The sequence below is a fragment of the Lactobacillus sp. WILCCON 0149 genome (assembly GCF_057197965.1).
Map to the genome: position 1 here is coordinate 2,356,357 of NZ_JBUBHO010000001.1, position 16,464 is coordinate 2,372,820.

General features: G+C 48.6%; 16 protein-coding genes and 1 pseudogene. 4 read left to right on the forward strand and 13 right to left on the reverse strand.

Annotation, left to right across the window (positions count from 1 at the left end; all coding sequences use genetic code 11):
* Nucleotides 1–7 precede the first annotated feature (7 nt).
* Nucleotides 8–505, forward strand: a complete 498-nt coding sequence (locus ACYVUV_RS11025; protein WP_439775212.1) for a hypothetical protein — start codon at nt 8–10, stop codon at nt 503–505.
* A 44-nt stretch (nt 506–549) separates the two neighbouring features.
* Here the strand turns inward: ACYVUV_RS11025 and ACYVUV_RS11030 are convergent, their stop codons facing one another.
* From ACYVUV_RS11030 to ACYVUV_RS11090, 13 genes and pseudogenes are all read right to left on the reverse strand, one after another.
* Nucleotides 550–1,950 (reverse strand): MFS transporter, encoded by a 1,401-nt coding sequence (locus ACYVUV_RS11030; RefSeq protein WP_484499357.1) that lies wholly within the window; start codon nt 1,948–1,950, stop codon nt 550–552.
* A gap of 211 nt (nt 1,951–2,161) precedes the next feature.
* Nucleotides 2,162–3,118, reverse strand: a complete 957-nt coding sequence (locus ACYVUV_RS11035; protein WP_439775210.1) for an ABC transporter permease — start codon at nt 3,116–3,118, stop codon at nt 2,162–2,164.
* Nucleotides 3,118–4,257 (reverse strand): ABC transporter permease, encoded by a 1,140-nt coding sequence (locus ACYVUV_RS11040; protein WP_439775209.1) that lies wholly within the window; start codon nt 4,255–4,257, stop codon nt 3,118–3,120. The genes ACYVUV_RS11035 and ACYVUV_RS11040 overlap by 1 nt, the downstream gene beginning before the upstream one ends.
* Nucleotides 4,250–5,794, reverse strand: coding sequence for an ABC transporter ATP-binding protein (locus ACYVUV_RS11045; protein WP_439775208.1), 1,545 nt, complete (start codon nt 5,792–5,794; stop codon nt 4,250–4,252). Before ACYVUV_RS11045 ends, ACYVUV_RS11040 begins: the two co-directional genes overlap by 8 nt.
* An 82-nt stretch (nt 5,795–5,876) precedes the next feature.
* A complete protein-coding gene (locus ACYVUV_RS11050) occupies nt 5,877–6,962 on the reverse strand; it encodes a BMP family lipoprotein (protein ID WP_439775207.1) in 1,086 nt (361 codons plus the stop codon).
* A gap of 403 nt (nt 6,963–7,365) precedes the next feature.
* On the reverse strand, nt 7,366–8,361 hold the full coding sequence (locus ACYVUV_RS11055) for a helveticin J family class III bacteriocin (protein ID WP_484499358.1): 996 nt from the start codon (nt 8,359–8,361) through the stop codon (nt 7,366–7,368).
* 138 nt (nt 8,362–8,499) lie between these two features.
* A complete protein-coding gene (locus ACYVUV_RS11060) occupies nt 8,500–9,324 on the reverse strand; it encodes a hypothetical protein (RefSeq protein WP_439775205.1) in 825 nt (274 codons plus the stop codon).
* 96 nt (nt 9,325–9,420) lie between these two features.
* Nucleotides 9,421–10,299 (reverse strand): hypothetical protein, encoded by an 879-nt coding sequence (locus tag ACYVUV_RS11065; RefSeq protein WP_439775204.1) that lies wholly within the window; start codon nt 10,297–10,299, stop codon nt 9,421–9,423.
* A gap of 111 nt (nt 10,300–10,410) precedes the next feature.
* Entirely contained in the window at nt 10,411–11,508 is a 1,098-nt protein-coding gene (locus tag ACYVUV_RS11070) for a BMP family lipoprotein (protein WP_201331776.1), read from the reverse strand.
* A 183-nt stretch (nt 11,509–11,691) separates the two neighbouring features.
* Nucleotides 11,692–11,790, reverse strand: a pseudogene (locus ACYVUV_RS11075) (DUF4352 domain-containing protein); the annotation flags it as partial.
* Between the two features lie 21 nt (nt 11,791–11,811).
* Nucleotides 11,812–12,477: a hypothetical protein gene (locus ACYVUV_RS11080; RefSeq protein ID WP_439775203.1), complete on the reverse strand. Its 666-nt coding sequence runs from the start codon at nt 12,475–12,477 to the stop codon at nt 11,812–11,814.
* A gap of 18 nt (nt 12,478–12,495) precedes the next feature.
* Nucleotides 12,496–12,666: a hypothetical protein gene (locus tag ACYVUV_RS11085; protein ID WP_002878348.1), complete on the reverse strand. Its 171-nt coding sequence runs from the start codon at nt 12,664–12,666 to the stop codon at nt 12,496–12,498.
* Between the two features lie 186 nt (nt 12,667–12,852).
* Nucleotides 12,853–13,893 carry a serine/threonine protein kinase gene (locus ACYVUV_RS11090; protein ID WP_439775202.1) on the reverse strand — a complete coding sequence of 347 codons (1,041 nt, stop codon included), beginning with the start codon at nt 13,891–13,893 and terminating at the stop codon, nt 12,853–12,855.
* A gap of 45 nt (nt 13,894–13,938) precedes the next feature.
* Between ACYVUV_RS11090 and ACYVUV_RS11095 the strand changes: the two genes are divergently transcribed.
* The 3 genes from ACYVUV_RS11095 to ACYVUV_RS11105 are packed head-to-tail and all read left to right on the forward strand — an operon-like array spanning nt 13,939 to nt 16,397.
* Nucleotides 13,939–14,349 carry a hypothetical protein gene (locus ACYVUV_RS11095; protein WP_439775201.1) on the forward strand — a complete coding sequence of 137 codons (411 nt, stop codon included), beginning with the start codon at nt 13,939–13,941 and terminating at the stop codon, nt 14,347–14,349.
* Between the two features lie 47 nt (nt 14,350–14,396).
* Entirely contained in the window at nt 14,397–15,632 is a 1,236-nt protein-coding gene (locus ACYVUV_RS11100) for a GHKL domain-containing protein (RefSeq protein WP_484499359.1), read from the forward strand.
* Nucleotides 15,633–15,644: 12 nt separating this feature from the next.
* On the forward strand, nt 15,645–16,397 hold the full coding sequence (locus tag ACYVUV_RS11105) for a LytR/AlgR family response regulator transcription factor (protein ID WP_439775199.1): 753 nt from the start codon (nt 15,645–15,647) through the stop codon (nt 16,395–16,397).
* Nucleotides 16,398–16,464 lie beyond the last annotated feature (67 nt).

Genomic DNA, 16,464 nt, shown 5'->3' on the forward strand with positions numbered 1-16,464 from the left:
TAACTGCATGAAAAATAAAAAGAATATCGCTTATTTTATTTACGCTGTTTTGACGGCAGCGATTCTGGTTCTGGCCAGAAAGCATTTCGTTGAACTGAAGGGGAGCAGCCTGGATCTGGCGAACACAGGCTATTACACCTATGCCGTCAGAGACCAGATCTTGTCAGGAGACTTGCTCTTCTTTGACTGGGTCAGCGTCATGCTGCCGCGGCTGGATCTGGCCGGGATTGAGCCGCTCTTGCTGACCCGGCACTTGAGCCGGAAGCAGTTTACCCTGTTGCGGCTCAAGTGGTCCTGGCCTTACCTGGCCTGCCTGTTTGTGATCCACTTGATCTACTGGCCGGGCAGCTGGCTGGCGGCCGTATCCCTTATCCTGCTCTTTGCCGCAGCTGCTGGGATGACTCTTTACCAGCGCCGCTACTTAGGCGGGATCAAAGACGGCATCTGGGTCTTCGCGGCCTTCGCGCTTTTGCGCCTGCTGGCAACTTTGCTTTTTAAGATCTGAAAAAAGCCTTGCTCCCGCGTGCGGAGTAAGGCTTTTCGTTTGCTTTAGTTTTTGACCAGACCTTGCTTGTCGCGCTTGATCAAGCTCAAGACGCAGGCAAAAATCAAGAGGGTGAAGACGAAGAGGACGATGAAGGCGGCTTGTGACCCCATCACTACCTGCTTGCTCTGGCCCTGGTAAGGACTGCCGGCGATGGCAATGATCACGGACATGGCCGCGGTCCCAATTGAGCCAGAATACTGCTGCAGCATGTTGAAGAGGGCGTTGCCGTCGGCGATGTGCATGACTTCCAGCTGCTGCAGGCCGATGGTCATAGAGTTGTTGTACATCATGCTGAAGCCGGTCATGAACATGACGTGGAAGATCACGATCAAGGCAATGGAGAGCTTTTGGGCAAAAATGATGTAGAGCAGAATGCCGGCCATGGCCAGGATGCTGCCGATTAAGAAGAGCTTCTTGAAGCCCTGGCTGTCCAAGAGCCGGCCCATTACCGGCCCGAAGAAGGCGGACAAGAGGCTGCCCAGGAGCAGGAGCATCCCGCTGGTCAAGGCACTGGTCTTCAGACCCAATTGCGCCAGGTTAGGGATGACAAAGGTCAGGCTGATCTGGATGAACTGCAGGAAAGTGTAGATCAGCAGGCCCAGGTTAAAGCTGATATTTTTCAAAACGGCAATATTAATGATGTGGGCCTTGCCTTCCTGCTTGGCCAGCTTGAAGAAGATGACAAAGGAAATGACCGTGACCAAAAGCCCGCCCCAAACCAGCGGACTGGCAAAGCCGGAGCTGAGGTTGTTGACGGCTAGGGTCAAGGCAACCAGGGCCAGGACGATCAAGAGGTATTCGCTGAAGTTGAAATGATTCCGGTGAGCCTCGTTGTCGCTCATGAAGCAGGCCGCGATAATGCAGAAGATGATGGTGATCGGCAGGGTAAAGATAAAGTTGAACCGCCAGTTAAGAGCTGACAGGCAGATCCCCCCGTAGGTTGGCCCAAGTGACGGGGCCAGGGCAACGATCATGCCTGCTGTCCCGACGAAAGAGCCTTGCTTGGCCCGGGGAACCTCCAGCATGATGATTGAGAAGAGCAGGGGCATGGAAATCCCCGTCCCGATCCCTTGAATGACCCGGCCCAGCAGCATGACCGACAAGGTATTGGACAGCATGCAGATCACCCCGCCGATGACAGAGGCCGTGCCCGCGGCGATGACCAGGCTCTTGAACTTGAAGCTGCGCTGCAGGTAGGCAGCCAGGACAATCGTCAAGGTAACGGCCAGCAGGTAGGCAGTGGTAATCCACTGCACGTTGTTCAAGGACTGGTTGAAGACCTTCATCAGGGTTGGGAAGGTCACGTTCATTGACGTTTCGACCAAAACCCCGCTGCAGGCCACGCCCGCGGTCCCGATGATCGACCAGATCACGGAAGGGGCAACTTTTTCATGAGCTTCCATTAAATTATTACCTCCAATAAAAAACTCCGCTTCCGCGAATTCGCGACCGGAAAAGGGTCTTTGAATTCGGCTAGAAACGGAGTTGCTACTCAGTTTTAAATTCTAGTGAACTAAGCTCCACAAAGCTTGTTCTAAAAACTTGTCATTAATCTACTTTAACATTTTTTCGGAAAAAATGTCAGTAAAAAACAGGGCTTTTGCCCTGTTTTCATTATTTCGACTTGATGTAGTTCTGCCCGTCGGCAGCTGGCCCGACGGTCTTGCCGAAGAAGACCACCAGAACGATGATCGTCAAGACGTAAGGCGCGATCTGCAGGTAAACGGATGGCAGGCTAGAAATGCCTGGAATCTGGTCCCCGATGATACTCAAGCTTTGAGCAAAGCCAAAGAAGAGGGAGGACAGCATAGCGCCGATTGGGTTGTAGCGGCCGAAGATCATGGCAGCCAGGGCCATGAAACCTTGCCCGGCAATAGTGGAAACTGAGAAGTTCCCGGCAATTGCTTCAGCGAAGACGGCCCCGCCGATCCCGCCGAGGAAACCGGAGATCAAGACGCCGGCGTAACGCATCTTGTAGACGTTGATCCCCAAAGTGTCGGCAGCTTGCGGGTTTTCACCGCTGGACCGCAGGCGCAGGCCAAAGCGGGTCTTGTACAGTACCCAGTAGAGGAAGATGGACAAGACGATGGCCACCCAGGCTGGAGCTGAAGTGTTCTTGAAGAAGACCGGCCCGATAACCGGGATGTTGGCCAGGCCAGGGAAGGAGAAGTAGCCGAAGTTTTGGTTGATGTTTTCGGTCTGCCCCTTGTTGTAGATGGCCTTGACCAGGAAGACGGCCAATGGCGGTGCCATCAAGTTCAAGACCGTCCCGGAAATAACGTGGTCAGCCCGCCAGTTGATCGTGGCAACGGCGTGCAGCAGGGAGAAGATGATCCCGACAACCCCGCCCAAGAGGGCACCCAGCCATGGAGTAGCGGCGCCGAAGGTTGAGGCGAAGCTCAAGTTGAAGACGATGGAGGTGAAGGCCCCCATGGTCATGATCCCTTCCAAACCAACGTTGACGATCCCTGAGTTTTCACTGAAGGTCCCGCCCAAAGCGGTGAAAATCAAGGGAGCTGAATAAACTAAAGTTGATGAAACGATTAAGGCTAAAACAGTCACGAAGTTCATTATGCTTCCCCTCCTTTTTGCTGGTCACTAGCGGCTTGCCGGCTGGCGGTTTCCGCCGTGGCAATATAGGTCGCGGTCTTGTCAGACTTCTTTTCCTTGAAAAGGAGGCCGACAGCCCAGCTGATGGCTACGAAGAAGATAATGGCAGCGATGACGATAGAAACGATTTCAAATGGAATCCCGGCTGCCGTCTGCATCCCCAGGCCACCGATCTTCAAGATGGAGAAGAGCAGGGAAGCCAGCAAGATGCCGATGGCACTCATGCCGCCCAAAAGGGCAACGGACATGCCGTCCCAGCCGATGTCCAAGGTAGTCGTTTGGGTGAAGTAGTTCTGGTAAGTACCCAGACCTTGTACAACACCGCCCAGGCCACAGAAGGCCCCTGACAGGAGCATGGAGATGATGATGTTCTTCTTGTCGCTCATGCCGGCGTAACGGCTGGCGAATGGGTTCAAACCAACTGCCTTGATTTCAAAGCCGACCGTGGTCTTCTTCATCAAGAACCAGAAGAGAACCAGGGCAATGATGGCCAGGAAGATACCGCCGCTGATCCGGGAGTCGCCGAACATTTCGCTCAGCCACGGAATCCGCAGGCTGCCGTTGGCCCCGATGGTCTTGGTAGTGTCGGTGTCAACGCGGAGGTTCTTGTTCATGACGTCCTGGTGCAGGTATTGGCAGAGGTAGAGGACGGTATAGTTAAGCATGATGGTTGAGATAACTTCGTTGGTTCCGAAGTAGGCCCGCAGCCAGCCGGCAATCCCGGCAACCAAGGCACCGGCAATGATCCCGGCGATGATTTCAAATGGCAAGAGGATGTAGACCGGCAGGCTCTTGAAGGCCAGGCCGATCCAGATAGCGGTCAGCCAGCCAGCTTGCGCCTGGCCCGGCAGGCCGATGTTGAAGAAGCCAGCGGCTGAAGAGATCTGGAAGCCGATGGCGATAAAGATCAACGGGGTGGCGTTCCGGATGGTTTCCCCGATCCCGTTGGCTGAGCCCAGGGCACTTTCAAACATTGAGCTGTAGGCCTGGAATGGGTCATAGCTCCAGACCAGCATGATGATGGCCCCGACTAAAAAGCCGGCAATAACAGAAACGATCGGCACTAAAAGCCGCTTGGCTTTAGGGCTCACCTTAATCATTAGCGGCAGCCTCCTTCTTGGTATTCTTCCCGGTCATAAGCAAACCGAGTTCAGTTTCACTAGTCTGGTCAGGCTTGACTTCACCTGATTCGGCCCCGTCGTGCAGGACGACGATCCGGTCAGACAGCTGCAGGATTTCGTCAAGTTCGTAGGAAACAAGGAGAACGGCCTTGCCGGCGTCTCTTTGCTTCAGCAGCTGGCTGTGGATGTATTCGATGGCCCCGACGTCCAGGCCCCGGGTTGGCTGGAAGGCAATGATCAAGTCAGCGTCCCGGTCAAGTTCCCGGGCGATGATGGCCTTTTGCTGGTTACCACCGGACAGGTCACTGGCCGGCAATTGTTCGCTGGTCGTGCGGACGTCGAACTTCTTGATCAGTTCCCGGGCGTGTTCCCGGATGGCCTTTTCGTTCATGATCCCGTGCTTGGAGTAAGGCTCCTTGTAGTAGGTCTGGATGGCCATGTTTTCAGACAAAGGCAATTGCAGGATCAAGCCGTACTTTTGCCGGTCGGCAGGGATGTGGCCGACGCCGGCTTCAGTAATTTGGCGGACTGGCTTGTTGGTCAGGTCCTGGCCGTTGATGACGACCTGGCCGCCTTCAACATGGCGCAGGCCAGTGATGGCTTCGACCAGTTCGTCCTGGCCGTTGCCGTCGATCCCGGCCAGACCAAGGATTTCCCCGCTGCGGATAGTGAAGGAGAGACCCTTGACTGCTTCGGTCCCCCGGTCTTCGTTGACGTGCAGGTCCTTGACTTCCAGGATATTTTTGCCCAGATTGAGGGGAGCCTTGTCCAGCTTAAAGTTAACATGGTGGCCAACCATCATTTCGGCCAATTGTTCGTCATCCGCGTCAGCGACGTTGACGGTTTGGATGGACTTACCAGCCCGGATGACAGTGACCCGGTCGGCACTTTCCTTGATTTCCTTCAGCTTGTGGGTGATCAAGATGATGGACTTGCCTTCCTTGGCCAGGTTCTTCATGATCTTGATGAATTCAGTGATTTCCTGCGGCGTCAAAACGGCAGTTGGTTCGTCGAAGATCAAGATGTCGGCCCCGCGGTAAAGGACCTTCAGGATTTCAACTCTTTGCTGCTGAGCGACGGTGATGTCGGAAATCTTAGCGTCAGGGTCGATGGCCAGGCCGTATTGCTTGGAAAGGGCCAGGATCTTTTCTCTGGCGGTCTTGAAGTCCAAGGCCAGGCCCTTAGTGGTTTCGTGGCCTAAAATGATGTTTTCCAGGACAGTGAAGGCCTGGGCCAGCATAAAGTGCTGGTGCACCATCCCGATCCCCAGGCTGGTAGCGACGTTTGGGCCGGAGATGTTGACTTTCTCGCCCCGCACGTAGATTTCGCCAGAGGTTGGTTCGAGCAGGCCGGAAAGAATACTCATTAAAGTAGACTTGCCGGCGCCGTTTTCGCCAAGAAGCGCCAGGATTTCGCCCTTGCGGAGCGTGAGGTTGATATCGTTGTTGGCCTTAAAACCGTTAAAGTCTTTCACGATATGGCGCATCTCAATGATGTTTTTGATCTCTTTTTCCATATGACAAAACTTTCTGTATTACTTTTACAAAAAACACTCCGTAAATATGCGGAGTGTTTCAGATTGACTACTATATATTGTGCTACTTACTTGGAGTAGTTGCAACTTTAATTTTGCCAGCCAGGATCTGCTTGCGGGCAGCTTGAACTGCCTTCCAGGTCTTGGCATCAAGGTTCCCCTTAGTGACAGAGACGCCATCGTGAGCTAAGCCGTAGGAAATTACCTTACCGCCAGGGAATTTGCCCTTGTAGGCTTTGTCAGCGATGTCCTTGCATGCGAAACGCAGCCCCTTTAATACGGAGGTCAGCGTGAAGTTGGCCTTCTTGCCGTCTTTTGAAGTGTAGTTGCCCAGGTTTGACTGGTCAACGTCGACACCGATGACCCAGACCTTCTTGGCAGCCGTAGTTGCCTTGTTGCGGGTCTTGGCTTCGGTGAAGACACCGTTACCGGCGTTGCCGGCAGCTTGGTAGATGATGTCAGCGCCGTCAGTGTACATTGACTGGGCGATTGACTTGGCCTTGTCGGTTGAGGTGAAGTTACCGATGTATTGGTCGTAAACGGTGATCTTCTTGCCTAAGGCCTTGGCACCATCCTTGACACCTTGCTTGAAGCCGGCTTCGAAGAGTTCCAGGACGCTGGACTTGGCCCCGCCGATGAAGCCGACCTTGTTGCTCTTGGTGGTGTAGGCAGCAGCCAGACCGCCAAGGTAGGAAGCTTCGTTGCTCTTGAAGCCGACGGAAGCAACGTTCTTGCGGCCAGTTACGACAGAGTCGATGATGACGAAGTTCTTCTTAGGGTACTTCTTGGATGCGGCTTTAACTGAGTCAGTCAGCATGTAGCCAACGCCGAAAATGGTTTGGTAGCCGGCTTGAGCAGCTTGAGTCAGGTTAGGGGTGAAGTCAGCAGCAGATGATGATTCAAAGTACTGGTAACCGCCCTTGCCTTGCTTGAGGCCGTGTTCCTTGCCGTAGTCCTTGAAACCAGACCAGGCAGCTTGGTTGAAGGAGTGATCGTCGACACCGTTACCGTCAGTGATCAAGGCGATACCGTGCTTGGTGTCCTTGTTGACGGAGGTGTTGGACTTCTTGCCGGAGCAGGCAGTCAATACAGCAGCAACTGACAGAGTGGCTGCCCCAGCGGCAACCAATTTCTTGTAATTAAAGCGCATAGCGAAATTACTTCTTTCTTTTTCTTCTTTTCTTTTTCATAGACGAACGATTATGTATTAAAGATAGCATTTAGTTTGGAAAAAAGCAAGAGAATAGATAGGCGAATATTCGCTTTTTTGGACAAATTTGGAGAAAAAATTTTTTAGTGGCTAGGAAAACGGTTGATTCACGAACAAAGCAACAACTTTGTATAGACCAGTTCCTGGACTGGGAAGTTTAAGATAGTTGTGATACAATTAGTAGCAGATTAGAGAATCAGGAAAGTTAGCTAATCTGGGGCAGCCGCGAGGCTGCCTTTTTTGTTGCAAGTTATAACCGTTAAGAAAAAGGCACTCATCAAATGATGAGTGCCTTTCTGTTCTTGGCAAAATTAACGAATCAGGAAAGTTAGTTAATTAGTGTCTACCAGGAAATTTCGTAGAGATTGTTGTACTTGGTAACGGACTTGTAGAGCGTTTTTCCATCTTTTTTATATTTTTCTTTATCGTGATAGGCAACGGTGAGATAAACATGGTCTTCACCAATGACTTGCAAGCCTTCGACTTCAGTGTGATAGCCCTTGTGGTCGATTTTTCCCCAATCACTCAAGTTGACGCTGATCCACTGATCTGCAAAGGAGCGCTTGTTGGCTGGAATCTTGATGATCTGCTTGTGGTGGGATGTAAATTCACCGGTATCAGAATTAATATCTGGAGCTTTTTGACTAGAGATATAGATGTTGCCGTAATCATCCATATCAAAGCCTTGGTAGGAATTGATTAAGCTGCTTAAGTTAGGGTAGTAGAACGACTCAAGATAGGCGATGTTTCCCATATTAACGTAGTTATTGCCATCGCTAAGTGAGGCAACTTGGTCCAAAGCCTTGTTAATTGTACTCAGAGAGTAGATTGTGAAGTAGCCGTTGCCAGAAGCATCGATGGTTGCTAAGAGAAACTTTTGATGGTTTGGTGATACGGCGGCTTCTGCTCTGACAAAATTCTCCCCGGGATATGGATGACTGCCGGCGCGGTTGAGGTAAGCCAAACGCGGAAAATCTAAATGACTGCTGTGGCTTCCTTTTTGTGCCTTGATATCAACACGGGCAATTTGCTTGTCCCATTTGATATCAGTCCCTTTCCTTTCATATTTCTTGACACCGATAAACCATTTGTTCGCCATATCAGCATATTCCCAAGTTTGCGTGTGGCCTGCAGCGACATCACTCAAGTGTAAGATGGTCTCAGTCATATCACCAGTTTTACCGCGTACGACGTAGGTGTCTTCTTGCTTGTTTCTCAACTGAAGGCAATAAATGTAAGTTGAACCAACATTAGCTTTTTGAACGGCTGAATGATGGTGTGGATTCAGCTCTACTGTCTTCTTGAGCGAAATGCTCGTGGTTTCTTTAAATTTAACCATAAAAATTAGTCCTCCTATCATAAATTTGTACACTGGCTTCTGCCGGGTACAATGTAATTTTAGCACAAAAGTTTAGTTAAGGCAACAAGTGTTCGAGAAAACAGAATAAGTCACGATAAGGTGACTTATTAGTATAGATCAGTCGTCTTGCTTACTCTTTTGAGTCTTAGCTTTCTCAGCTTTTTTATACTTGCTTTCTTGCCAATTGATATCGAGTATGTTGATTCGATAGTTAGGATGGTTATCTTCTTCGATGTCCCAAAAAAATATATCGCTATCTTTTTTTCGTAAATTGCCCAAAAGGATATACGTTCCTGTATAGCCATGACCGGTGCCTTTTAAACGTGCATAGTATGGCTGGTCGGCATCCCAGAAAGGAAATCCATCACTGTCAGTGAATTGCCTAAGGCCATCGACCATGACGTAATCACCGTATTTATATTTCTTTTTAAGATTAGTGATTTTCTTGGTTTTGCTGTTAAATTTAAATGCGTATGTAGTTTCATCAATCATGGCTTTTTCGCCATTTGAATATTGAGAATGGTTGTTGATCTCTGAAACGTTTCTGGCTTTAATATAGGCTCCATGGCCAATGTAGTAAAAGTAGTGGCCATTGATTTTCTTATAAGGCAGCCAGTATTTTTTGTCAATTTCATAGGTATGATATTTTGTACTATGGAGGAAATAATAGCGGACGTCTTTGTCTGTCCGTTCAACCTTTTTTCTGGTTGTGTAGACGTAACTGCCCTTCTTTAGATAGCCGAGGGGACCATAAAGCCCGTTAAACCAAGGCATCCGGTTGCCATAACGGTCATAGACATAGCTGTTACAGTTTAACTGCAGTACGACTTGGCCTTTTAGGTAGGGCGTATCGTATGCGGCCTGCACAGTGTTTGCAATTAAAGCAGAAAAGCCTAGCGAAAAAGTTAAGGCAAACAGTGTGTTACGTAGCTGTTTGAGCATGATTATCACCCCTTTTGCAAAAAAACGCTTTCTTAATATAATTATAACGCAAGGGCGAAGAAAAAAGGCACGATAAGGTGACTTGCTTTCTTCAGATTAGTTATTGGCTTTCTCCCTAACATTTTGTGAGTGGAGAAAGTTTTTATTTCTTTTTTTCTTAGTATCGGTATAGTAATCTTCGAGTCTGTTAATATCTACTAAGTTAATCCGATAATTCGGATTACTTCCTTCTTCTGGATCTGAATAGAAAGTGTAGAGCTCCTTAGCTCTTAAAGCGGCAACATCGATATATGTTCCCGTAGTGCCGTGGCCTGTTCCTTTTAACCGAGCATAGACTGGTTGATCGGTGTCCCAGAATATAAAGCCATCACTGTCCGTAAATTGCCGCAGTCCATCTATTACTACGTATTTACCTGCTTTACATTTTTTGGTCAAATCTTTTATTTTCTTGGTTTTACTGTCAAATGTAAAAGGATAACCGGACATTTCAATCATGGCTTTTTCACCATTTGAATATTGGGGCAGATCGTTGATCAAAGAGACGTTTCTTGCCTTGATGTAGGCACCATAGCCGATGTAGTAGAAATAATGTCCGTTGATCTTTTTATATGGCAGCCAATACTTCTTACCTACGAAGCCATAATTGTATTTAGTAACGTGGTATTTGGTGAATAAGGTAAAGTAGCGGACGTCTTTGTCAGTCCGTTCAATTCTGTTTCTGGTTGTGTAGACGTAACTGTCCTTCTTTAGGTAGCCGAGAGGTCCGTAAAGCCCGTTAAACCAAGGCATCCGGTTGCCATAACGGTCATATACATAGCTGTTGCAGTTTAACTGCAGTACGACTTGCCGTTTGATATATTTGGGCGTGTATTTTGCTGAACTTGCTGCTGAAACTGTATTTTGAGTTGCCGCCAAAGTCGTAAAACTCAGTATGGCAGCTAAAGCAAACAGTGTGTTACGTAGCTTTTTAGGCATGGTTGTCACCTCTTTTATAAAAGCGCTTTCTTAATATAATTATAACGCAAGGGAGAAGAAAAAAGGCACTCATCGAATGATGAGTACCTTTAAAAAATCTGCTGTTTGAGATTACTTCAAGTCGCTTACGCTTTCAGCAACCTTAACCTTGCCGTTCAAGATTTGCTTGCGGGCTGCTTGAACCTTGCTCCAAGTCTTGGAGTCGATGTTGCCCTTGGTTACAGAAACACCATTGCCTTCAAGAGTGTAGACAAAGTGCTTGCCGCCTGGGAACTTGCCTTGGTATGCCTTTTCAGCAAGACGTTCAACAGCAACGTCCAGGCCCTTCAGAACTGAAGTCAGAACGAAGTTGCTCTTCTTGCCGTCCTTGGAAGTGTAGCTACCCAGGTTTGATTGGTCAACGTCAACACCGATGACCCAAACCTTCTTGGAAGCCTTGCGGTTCTTGTTGATGTCCTTGGCTTCAGTGAAGACCCCGTTACCAGCGTTGCCGGCTGCGTGGTAGATGATGTCCGCGCCGCTGGCGTACATTGATTGAGCGATTGACTTGGCCTTGTCAGTTGAAGTGAAGTTACCGATGTATTGATCGTCAACCTTGATCTTCTTGCCCAAAGCCTTGGCACCTGCTTCAACACCTTGCTTAAAGCCGGCTTCGAACAGTTCCAGGGTAGCTGACTTGGCACCACCGATGTAACCTACGTGGTTGGTCTTGGTAGTGTAAGCAGCAGCGACACCAGCAAGGTATGATGCTTGGTTGCTTTCGAAGGTAACTGAAGCAACGTTCTTTTGGCCGCTGATCACGTCGTCGATGATCACGAAGTTCTTCTTAGGGTTCTTCTTGGCAGCGGACTTGATGGCGCTGGTCAGTTGGTAGCCGACACCGAAGATGGTTTCAAAGCCGGAGCTGGCAGCTTCGTTGGCGTTAGGAGTAAAGTCGGCGGCTGATGAAGATTCAAAGTATTGGTAGCCACCCTTGCCTTGCTTCAGACCGTGCTTCTTACCGAAGGCCTTGAAACCATTCCAGGCAGCTTCGTTGAAGGAGTGGTCGTCAATGGCGTTGTTGTCAGTGATAAGCGCGATGCTGTGCTTGGTGGTCTTAGTACCAGTTGAAGATGATGACTTCTTACCTTGGCAGGCAGTCAGCAGAACTGAAACTGAAACAGCAGCAGTAGCGATGGTTGCTAACTTTTTAAATTTAGAAACAGACACGTGATTTCCTCCGTTACAACACGAATGTTTGTGTGACAATCGCGAAAGATGTTTATTTTTATCTTAGTTTATTATAGTGTAAAAATAGAAAAAAGCAACAATATAAACGAAATTCCGAACTGTTTTTTGATAGCGGTTAACAAAAAAGCGAAACCTGGCTCTCGCAGGCTTCGCTTTCGCGGTTTATTTGAGCTTGAATTTAACCGTATTGTTGTTCCAAATTGAGGTCTTGTACTGCAGCTGCAACTTTTTGGCGGAAGTCTTTGCTTCGCCAACCAAATTTCTTAAAGATCAAGCTGTCTGTTAGGACAAAGTGATAGTGAAATCAAAATCGTGGTCTAAAGAATCATCACTAAAGTCTTGGCCACTCGCGTCAAATTTCACGCGGACACTGTTGACGTTTGAAATCTTTTCGACTGGGACAGTTACTGTTCCTTGCTTTGTTACGTTCTTTGAAATATCGCCATCCCAACTTTCAGTGGAATCTGCTCCGTGCTGTTCACCATTGGAGTAGATATATGTTCCTTGAGTCGGGTAAACTGAAACATCAGCTTTGGTCTTAATTACGTAATGAATCTGCATGAAACCTTGAATAGTAAATTTGCCATCGTTGGCACTATCATAATTGTAGGCCTTGGCTGTCTTGTACAAAGTAATGCTGTCGACAGATACGCTGCCGCCGGCCCAGCTGTTATTCGTATAGTTCGGCTTAAAGGTCTTTTCCGAAGAAATTTCGTAATTTTTATAGCTGACAGTCAGAGTTTTCTTAGCATTATTTTTCCCAGAAGACTTGTCGTCAGTAGTGCTCTTAGAAGAACTCTTTGATGAACTGGCTACAGAGGCTTCGTCACTGGAGTCGTCACTCGAAGAAGCGGCAGAGCCGAAGATGTAGCCGACAAAAAATACGAAAATGAAGGCGATGGTCACAGCCCACCATTGCTTGTAAAATGGCTTTTTATTGGACTTCATGGCAAGATCCCCCCGGCTCTAAGACTCAGAACTATTCAGCTTGTTGTTAACGCTTAAGAAGCCGAATCCCGACAACAGGGCGGCAAGAGCGCCGACAATACATGCTACGCCAATATCACCGAACATCATCAGCCCGATGGCAATACCAATAACGCCTAAAATGATTAACAGAATTCCAACTACTTTCATCTTATCCTCTCCTTAACCAAGTGACTTAATTGATGCTGAAAGCTGAAAGTCTGCTAGCACACATTCCATTTTTGCCTAAAGCGGCTCAAGCAGAATTCTCAGCTAAAAAAGTCTCCATCTTGCATGGGTCAGCATCCAGTTTAAGTGTAGACTTTTAAAGAGAAGGATTGGTGGGCAGGCAGCCCACTAATGGCCAAAAGATGAAATCGCTACCGATAAGGCGGCTAAAGCCGTGGTCAAAACCGTGGCCACAAGCAGGTAGCTGATGATGATCCCGCAGGCCCGGGTAAATTTGGACTTGGATGAATGGAAAAGGCACATGCTCTTGATATTGCGGTAGTTGCAGGCAAACAGGACGATCAAGAAAAGAACCATGAAAAAGGACAGGCGGAGCAGGAAACGGTCAGCCGCTGAGTCGCTCTTGGCGTCCATATTAAAGGAACTAAACAGCATCAATAAGTAGCCGCAAGCAGCTGTAAGCATGCGGGCGGGCTGATGGCCGCGGAAGCCTGGCAAAAGCCAGCTGGACCGACCTAAGCCAATAATCGCGTCCTTAAATTCCTGGGCGCTTTGGTAGCGTTTCTGGCTGTTGATATGGGTGGCTTTTTCAATGATTTCCCGTTCAGGCCCTTGATAAAGCTGAACGCTGGGCAGGCAGCCGGTATACAGAACGTTCATCAAGACCCCGACCGCATAGAAATCGCTGGCTGGCCCGCTTTGGCTGAAGCCGAATTGTTCTGGGGCCGCGTAGCCTAGTGACCCTAGGACGCGGGTGTCGCGGTCGGCATCTTTCTGCATGTTCCGGGCGATATCGAAGTCAGCCAGGATCAGCTTTTTGCCATCATAAAAAATATTCTCCGGCTTGATGTCCCGGTGAATGATCGGCGGCGTCTGCTGGTGCAGGACCGCGAGGACGTCCAGCAGCTGGCAGATCAAGTCGTGGATCTGGGCAGAAGTGAGCTTGTGGGTCTCTAAGTACTGGTCGAGACGGGGAGAGTCGATGTATTCTTCGATGACGGTCAGGCGGTCGCTTTTTTCCAGGCAGACAATCTTGGGAATCGCGGTGTCCAGCTCAGCCAGCTGTTCATATAAGGGAGCGTACTCTAAAGGAAGGACCCGCTCGATATAAGGCGTCGGGTTCAGCTTTTCAACTTTGAAAATTGCCTTGTCGTCCGTTATTTTAATGGGAACAGGATTAACGTAATCACTTATTTTTCCTTGCTTCATCTTATATAAAATCTTTCTGCCATAATGGTAACAATGGGGGTAAAAATGGAAACTGAAAAATTACTCGCTGCTTTGAAAGCAGATCATATTTCTAATGTACTAGATCAAGTGGTTGATTACAATTTTGCCGGTTATTTGAACAAGCTGATCGAAGACAAGGGGGTCAAGAAAAGCGAACTCTTCAATGAGGCCATGATCGAACGCAGCTATGGCTATCAGATTTTGAAGGGGCGGCGCCTGCCATCAAGGAATAAGGTTTTGTCCCTGGCCCTCAGCTTGAAATTGTCTCTGGCTGAAACCAACCGACTGCTGTCTTTGAGCGATAATGGTGCGCTTTATGCCAACGTAAAACGGGACGCGGTCTTGATCTACTGTTTGGTTAGGGGGATGTCGGTGATCGATACTGACCAGCAGCTGGCAAATTACGGCTACCAGAGCTTGAACGAAGAAGAATAATAGAGTAGGATGGCGGATATTAGTTGTTGGAGGAGGAAAGGGTGAAAATGGAAGAGCTGGTATTGATTGCTTTAGCAGCTGTTTCAGCTTTGTTTGAGCTGACAAGTTTGGCTAGATTAATGCATGTGAGTTGGAAAATAGAAGACCTGCTGACGGCCGCGGGCTTGGGTGTCTTGACTTTTGAATTTATTCTGGCGAAAGAGGCAGACCAGCAGGTCGCCTTGTATCTGGCAAACATTGTTTTGCTGCTGTCGGCTTTTTACTTTTACCATCGGCAAAACTGGCAAATGCTTCTGTTTTATGGCTTGAGCGTGGCTTTGGGGAACCTGCTGCTTTTACAAGCGTTTCTCAAAGCTGGAAGGAGCTCTTTGCTGCTTATTCTGGCTTACGCGGTTTTGGCATTAGCGGCAGAAGGCTGGCGGCGGCTGAATGAAAAAAGGCATAAGCAGCCGGATTATCTGCTGAAAATATATCTGCTGTCTAGTCTTTTAGCTTGGGATTTCAGCTTGTGGCTGTTTGGCTGGTCAGAGGCCAGCCTTTTGATCTTGCTGCTTTTGCAGGGCTGCTTGACCCTGCTGGTGTTATTGGCCAATCAGCGGGACTATGAACGGCAGCTGGCTGACCAGGAAAGAGAGAACTTGCGCAGCTATCTGCAGAGTGTCAGAAAGAGCGAGGAAGAATTGCGGCGCTTTAAGCATGACTATCAAAACATGCTGCGCAGCTTGGAGCTTTCTTTAAAGAATGACCAGGCTTCAGCTGCCTTGGACAGCTTGAAAAAGTACTCTGATGACATTTTGGAAAGAGAAGAACTGTGGCAGTTCAAGGACGTTGACCGGATTGCTGACCTGCAGCTGCAGAGCTTGGTGATTGCCAAGCTGCAGGAACTCCGCCGCCAGCAAATCCGCTATGTTTTCGAAGCTCGGCAGATGATCGAAGTCCCAGCTGGAATTGACGTATATGACTTGATCAGAATCGTTGGGATTGCTTTTGACAATGCCATTGAGGAAAGCATTTTATACAAAGCTGGTGGACAGGTTCCTGTTGTTGAGATCATGTTTTACCGGGATCAGGAAAATTCTCTGGAATTTACCATAAAGAACAAGCTGCGTGACCAGCAAAAGGAAGATTTACCGGTTTTCAGCCAGGCAAACTTTACCAGCAAGCGGGGACACGCGGGTTTGGGGCTGAGCAATGTGCAGGAGCTGCAGAAGAAATACGCGAATTTGTTTGTTGAGTATCGAATTGAAGGAGACAAGTTCATTTTTGCGCTGACTATCGCGTGATTAGGGGGAAAGATGACTGAAATTCTGGTATGTGATGACGACCTGTTGCAGGCTCGGTCTTTGGCAAAGACGGTCAAGCTGGCGGGAGAATTTTTAGCGGAGGATTACGGACAAAGCGTTTCTGTTTCAGCAATGGGATCTCCGCAAGAAGCTTTGGCTTACGCTGCTGACCGGCAGGTTCAGCGGGGAATCTATTTCTTGGATATTGAATTTGCCAAGTCAGAAATGGACGGCTTGGACTTGGCTGAAGCGCTCTTGCGTCTTGACCCACAGGGACAGATTGTTTTTGTAACCACGCATTCGGAGCTGGCCTTGCAGACTTTTCAGCGAAGAATTGGTACGCTGGACTATATCGTAAAAAATGCTGATTTGGATAGTCTGCAGGAGAGGGTTGTGGCAACTTTGCGCCTGGCACTGGAGAGGCTTACGCGGCTGAATTTGGTCAAAAAGCAGACTTTTACCTATAAAGTCGGCCGGCAGCTTAGAAATGTCAACACTGATGACGTCTACTACGTCGCGACGACGCCATTTCCACATAAGCTGCAGCTAGTCGCGAAAAATCTGCGGGCGGAGTTTGTCGGCAACCTTAAGCAGCTTGACCAGGAATGTGATTTTTTGCTAAAAATCTCCCAATCTTGCTTGATCAATCCTAAAAATATAGCTGAGATAGACCTGCGCGCCAGGACTATCACTTTATTTGACGGGGAGAAGCTGAAATACGCGCGGAGCTGTGGCCGCCAGCTGCGGGAGCTGAAGCAGAATTGACCGATTATGACGGTTAAATGACTGGATTTGAATTTCTTGCCCCTCTTTTTTGCGCTGAAACTATAAT